The following is a 4,911-nucleotide window of genomic DNA, read 5'->3' as shown; positions in this document are numbered from 1 at the left end:
GCCCTGTGGATGGGTGGACAATCGCCTTCCAGGCGAACGGCCCTCAAGGGGCATGGACAACCCTATGGACAGGGGTGGACGGGCCAAAAAGACAGCCCGCCCACGGCCCTGACCACAGGGATTGCCCACACCCACGGGCCTTTGCCCACGCCCTCCACAGGGCCAAGGGAGTAACAGGATCTCCCTTCGGGTTTGTATTAGGGGAGGGACTTGTCTCACAGGGAGGTTAAATCGACCTCGATGCGCCTAAACCCGATCCCATTGGCGGTCGAAACAGCCGCATCGATCGTCTTGAAGACTCGCCAGCCTCCCCTCTGGCGTTCCAACACGCTGGTTTCCGCTCCCTTCCCAAACTGGACGAGGTGGAGGTGGTAGCCGGCACCCATCGGGGTGGGCACAACCAAGGCTTTCGAGAAGCCCCCCTGATCAAACACCCACTTGGCCTTCTGCTCTTCCATATCAAAAACCCTATTTTGATTCATCAAATCCAGAAAATGATAATACCCCCTCCCGCATCAAAAACAAGGTTTTGATGTATCAAAACGGCTTATTGATGTCCGGTTTTCAGGGGCGCAGCCCCTACAAGCCGCCCCCTGCAGTGGATAGATCCACGGGAAGGCGGGCGGCGGAACACGCCCATATGAACCCGTGGCGAGATCCCCCCCCTTCCCTGCAAAACCGGCTTTTGAGGGTCTCCGGTTCTGGGGGAGGCGAACGCCACAGCGCCCCCCGATCACCCAATCTTTTGCCCCCCTTCAGGGGGGAGCTATCAGGGGGTTGAACTTTCCTCCGGCACCCTGCCGGAGCGAGCGACTTTACGAAGTAAAGTCTAGTGAGTACACTATCATCTGATAGTGGCCCGCCGGAGGCACCGCCTTGCGCTGCCCCGACTGGCCGGATTCGGACACCAAGAGGGGAGGGGCAAGCATGGCGGCCTACGCGATCATGCGATGCAAGAAGCTGTCGGGGATGGGCAGCGTGGCGGCGGCGTTGCAGCACTGCTACCGGGAGCGCGAGACGCCCAACGCTGACGCCGAACGCACGCCGGACAACGAGCACCGGGCGGCCACCTCGACCGATGCGGCGATGGGGCGGCTGCGCGAGTTGCTGCCGGAGAAGCGGCGCAAGGACGCGGTGCTGGCGGTCGAATACGTGATGACGGCCAGCCCGGAATGGTGGGCCAAGGCCACGCCCCAGCAGCAGGCCGCGTTCTTCGACCAGGCGCAGGGCTGGCTGGCGGCCAAATACGGCGCGGATCGCATCGTGACGGCCAGCATCCACCGCGACGAGGCCACCCCGCACCTGTCGGCCTTCGTCGTGCCGCTGACGCAGGACGGGCGGCTGTCGGCCAAGGAGTTCATCGGTGGCCGCGACAAGATGCGGGCCGACCAGACCAGCTTTGCCGAGGTGGTGAGGGATCTCGGGCTGGAACGCGGCATCGAGGGCAGCCGGGCCACCCATCAGCGCGTCCAGAGCTACTACGGCGCCATCGAGCGCCAGCCCGGGCACGCCACCATCACGCCGCAGGCCATCGAGCCGCGGGTGCTGCGTAAGGGGATTTTCTCAAAGGACGTGGAGACGCCGGAGGCCGTGGCCGCCCGCGTGACCGCTGCCGTCAGGGAAGGGTATGGCCCGACCGTCGCAGCGGCCGCAGGAGCGCGTCAGGAGCGCGAGAAGGCCCGGCAGGCACAGGAGACAGCCCGGAGCCTGCGTGACCGCCTGAAGCCCGTTCTGGACGCTCTGGGGCCGCTTAATCGCGATATGCAGGCCAAGGCGGCCCAGATCATCAAGGCCGTGGGCGAGAAGCTGCTCGCCGAACAGCGCGAGGCGACACGCCAGCGGCAGGCCCAACGGCTTCGCAGTCGCGGCCGGGATCGCGACGACGGCGGGCTGTCTCGTTGACCCTACAGGTGGCTAACGGAAGGTGTTTATGGCTTGCAGTTACTGAGAACGACTTGCTTTTTTCCGCCATCGTGGGTTGAAAGGTTCATGTCGTTGTTCTTCCCCCAGAGTTCGTAGGAGTGGTTTTTGCTGGTAGAGATGTAGCGTACTCCTGATGCACTCTTGGCGCGTTTCAGCGGGACAAGCTCATCCATTTGCAGCATCACGGCATAGTCTCCGACGTACACGACATCCAACGTCTTTCCGCCTTCGCAAGCGTACTTGGTCTGGATCATCTTATCCGCCGCTGAAGCAAGATTCGGAGCGATTGCCGCCATCATGGCAGCAAGAGCGAACGTTTTTTTCATAAAGATTTTCTCCTTCGTTTCGTTGCTCATTGTGGGGAGTGCCTTCAAACATGTCCAGCGTGTTCGGGTCGCGGTCGTCGTTTGGCCGCTCTTCCGGGCTGAACATCGACATGATCCGGCGGCGGATATCGCCGTCCTTGTTGACCAAGGTTTTGGTCACGAAGGCCGCGTATTCCTTGGCGTTGTCGTAGCCCTTCCAGACCTCGTGAGGGTCCAGCGCGTAGGCGCAAACTCGGCCAGCGACAGGGATGCGGACAAGCGCCCGGTTTTCTTCCAGGTAGGCGAGCCAAGACCGGATAGTCCTGGTAGTCACCTTCATGTGATCGGCCAAAAACTGCTGATCGCAGATCACCGCGCCACAAGTCGGGTCGATGTGCTCGGCAAAGAGGGCGTACAGACCGGCAGCGCCTGAATTGCCCGTAGCAAGCTCCCGTACGCGCCTCCAACCCCTCGAATACACCTGTGTGAACCCCTTGTTCTTCCGCGCTTCCTCGCGCTCCTGAGCCTCTTTCTCGTCCAGCATGGCCAGCTCGCGCTGGCGAATACGCCGTTGAGCGTCCGTCGCTACCGTGATCTGCTGCATGGGCATCCCCTCAAACCGGAAACACTGCATCCGGACAATCGGACGTCAGCTTCCTATTGGTGGAAATTCTATTCCGAGTCGACAGTCCTATGCAAGGATTTTTTTTTCCTATTATAGGAAGTGAGCGGAAGCAAGCTGCTTCCGGTTGTCCGGAAGCCCTGCTTCCTATTACATCCGCCTAACTTATTGTTTTTATTCAAAATCAGTATTTTTCCCTTCTCCTCTAAGGGGCTGCCGCCCCGCCGGCGGCCGCTGCGCGGCCTTGGCACCCCGCTGACGGCCCCTGCGGGGCCTCTGAAAAAGGCCACCCGGCCGGTGGCCGGGTGACGTTGTTTGTGGGGCCTCCGGCGGCCGCTGCGCAGCCTTGGGGCGGTGGGCGTTAAGCCGTGCCCTGCGCCGCTTCAGCTCCGCTCTGGCCCATTCGCTGGACTGGCGCATGTCCTCCCGCAGGGCCGCGATCTCTTGGGGGGTGAGTTGACGGTATCCCACTAGGCTGCCCGATGGGGCCGGTGGGTAATATCTCCCTGTCCAGCCAGTAGGCCAGCAATGGAAATATCTTCGTCCAACTCGTCCCAATGGATACCCCGTTGGCTTAGTTCGTAGTGGGCAAGCTGCTCCGGCTGTGCCTTCAGCAGACGCGGGAACCATACCAGCGGCACCCCAATGATCCGGCCATCCAGTAGCTCAACCCACATGCTGTTTTCGTCGAACCGCACCAATTTAGGCGAAATATTCATGCCATTTCTCCACGAAAAATGCTCTGTGCTCTGTTGCGATGGCGATCACCTCTCGCAACTCCCGTGCCCCGAAACCATCGTTTCGGGACAACACCGCTTCCGGTTCTAACCAGATCTTGGCCTCATTCCCCGCCTTTGAAACGTGCACATGGGCAGGCTCCAGTGGGTCGCCTTCGTTCGAGTAGAAGAAGAACCGATAGCCGTTAATGCGAAGGATTACGGGCATTTTAAACTTTCCTCAACCGTAGTTCCTTCTTCAAATCCTTGAATACAGGTTTGGAGTACTGTTTGTGCCTCTATTTTTGAAATACCTCTGCCATCGGAACGAGTTATATTTATCCTGTAGCTTTCAGGCGGAAACTGCATCCCCTCAACTTCTGGCTGAAATTTTTTGTGATTCAATATGACATCGATCTTCATAAATCTAGATCCTGTTGATCTGGAGGGGGAAGTTCGTCACAACCTAAAACAATCCTCTCATCACTGTAAATAATTGGCACTGATTTAAGTTTTTTTACCTCAGCCCACCCCTCATCTTGCTCGCATTCGTGTGCGACTAGGGTCGTTGAGAATACAGCCTTGCGCTGTCCTGGGCTGCCTGCGAACGCGACCTGCTCATTAACTACGTAGGTTGTAACATTTCCTGTTTTAATTAATTGCACATAGTTGTTTTCAGCTAGATATTTTGACGCTCTGTAAATTGTCGTTCTACTGCTCCCCAATATTTTACATAAAACTGCTTGGGATATAGTTAGAGCGTTAGTTCCAATCTGCATATGCTCCCTAATAACACTGAACATAAGGGCGGCCGTCGGATTATCTCGCTGAATTGCTCTTAAGTTTTTCTCCGCGGCTCGACTCATCATGTAATAACCCCCAGGAACCCTATTCTTAGCTGCGGCAGCAAGCCGCCGTTCCTCTTGGAGAGTATCTACCGTATGGCTAAGTAATGCCCTAGCTTGAGATAGCTGCAGTTCTAGGTTTTCCATTCTGTTTTCATCGTCTGCCATGTTTCACCAGCTATGACACATCACTGTGTCACCCTTGCATCATCATGTTTCACCCAAGACACACGTTACATGAAACATCATGATTCGCAATACGCAACATGATGTTTCGCGATGTTTCACCAGCTATGAAACATGCATGTTTCACCAGCTATGAAACATGCTTTTTAGTCAAAACCTTTATAATCAACAACTTGCACCAGTTTCCCTTTCTATTTCTATACTACTGCCACTGCCTGCCACCCAATCCAGTTATCAGCCCTGTGGATGGGTGGACAATCGCCTTCCAGGCGAACGGCCCTCAAGGGGCATGGACAACCCTATGGACAGGGGTG

9 protein-coding genes are annotated in these 4,911 nt (G+C 57.3%); 2 read left to right on the top strand and 7 right to left on the bottom strand.

Features of this window, described 5'->3' with window-relative positions; all coding sequences use genetic code 11:
- Positions 1-215: 215 nt before the first annotated feature.
- Complete coding sequence (locus tag AC0AII_RS08755; RefSeq protein WP_075594731.1) at positions 216-458, bottom strand: plasmid replication protein RepB; 243 nt, start codon at positions 456-458, stop codon at positions 216-218.
- Positions 459-927: 469 nt separating this feature from the next.
- Here AC0AII_RS08755 and mobV point away from each other — a divergent pair, with 469 nt between their 5' ends.
- Positions 928-1,902, top strand: a complete 975-nt coding sequence (mobV, locus tag AC0AII_RS08750) for a MobV family relaxase (protein WP_061341651.1) — start codon at positions 928-930, stop codon at positions 1,900-1,902.
- 26 nt (positions 1,903-1,928) lie between these two features.
- On the opposite strand, the gene AC0AII_RS08745 is transcribed toward mobV, so the two are convergent.
- The 6 genes from AC0AII_RS08745 to AC0AII_RS08720 all read right to left on the bottom strand — a co-directional run bounded on the left by AC0AII_RS08745 (position 1,929) and on the right by AC0AII_RS08720 (position 4,579).
- Complete coding sequence (locus AC0AII_RS08745; protein WP_061341652.1) at positions 1,929-2,249, bottom strand: MliC family protein; 321 nt, start codon at positions 2,247-2,249, stop codon at positions 1,929-1,931.
- Positions 2,179-2,832, bottom strand: a complete 654-nt coding sequence (locus AC0AII_RS08740) for a helix-turn-helix domain-containing protein (RefSeq protein WP_252260818.1) — start codon at positions 2,830-2,832, stop codon at positions 2,179-2,181. The genes AC0AII_RS08745 and AC0AII_RS08740 overlap by 71 nt, the downstream gene beginning before the upstream one ends.
- 488 nt (positions 2,833-3,320) lie before the next feature.
- Complete coding sequence (locus AC0AII_RS08735; protein WP_455688188.1) at positions 3,321-3,569, bottom strand: DUF2442 domain-containing protein; 249 nt, start codon at positions 3,567-3,569, stop codon at positions 3,321-3,323.
- A complete protein-coding gene (locus AC0AII_RS08730) occupies positions 3,553-3,795 on the bottom strand; it encodes a DUF4160 domain-containing protein (protein WP_455688187.1) in 243 nt (80 codons plus the stop codon). Before AC0AII_RS08730 ends, AC0AII_RS08735 begins: the two co-directional genes overlap by 17 nt.
- Positions 3,786-3,989 carry a hypothetical protein gene (locus tag AC0AII_RS08725; RefSeq protein WP_455688186.1) on the bottom strand — a complete coding sequence of 68 codons (204 nt, stop codon included), beginning with the start codon at positions 3,987-3,989 and terminating at the stop codon, positions 3,786-3,788. The genes AC0AII_RS08730 and AC0AII_RS08725 overlap by 10 nt, the downstream gene beginning before the upstream one ends.
- Entirely contained in the window at positions 3,986-4,579 is a 594-nt protein-coding gene (locus AC0AII_RS08720; protein ID WP_455862184.1) for a plasmid replication initiator-like protein, read from the bottom strand. The genes AC0AII_RS08725 and AC0AII_RS08720 overlap by 4 nt, the downstream gene beginning before the upstream one ends.
- A gap of 98 nt (positions 4,580-4,677) precedes the next feature.
- Between AC0AII_RS08720 and AC0AII_RS08715 the strand changes: the two genes are divergently transcribed.
- On the top strand, positions 4,678-4,911 hold a 234-nt coding region (locus AC0AII_RS08715), incomplete at its 3' end, for a hypothetical protein (RefSeq protein ID WP_490446835.1).

This window comes from Bifidobacterium sp. VU/mBH4 (B4), from assembly GCF_058199535.1.
This window is presented reverse-complemented; position numbering and strand designations above follow the sequence as displayed.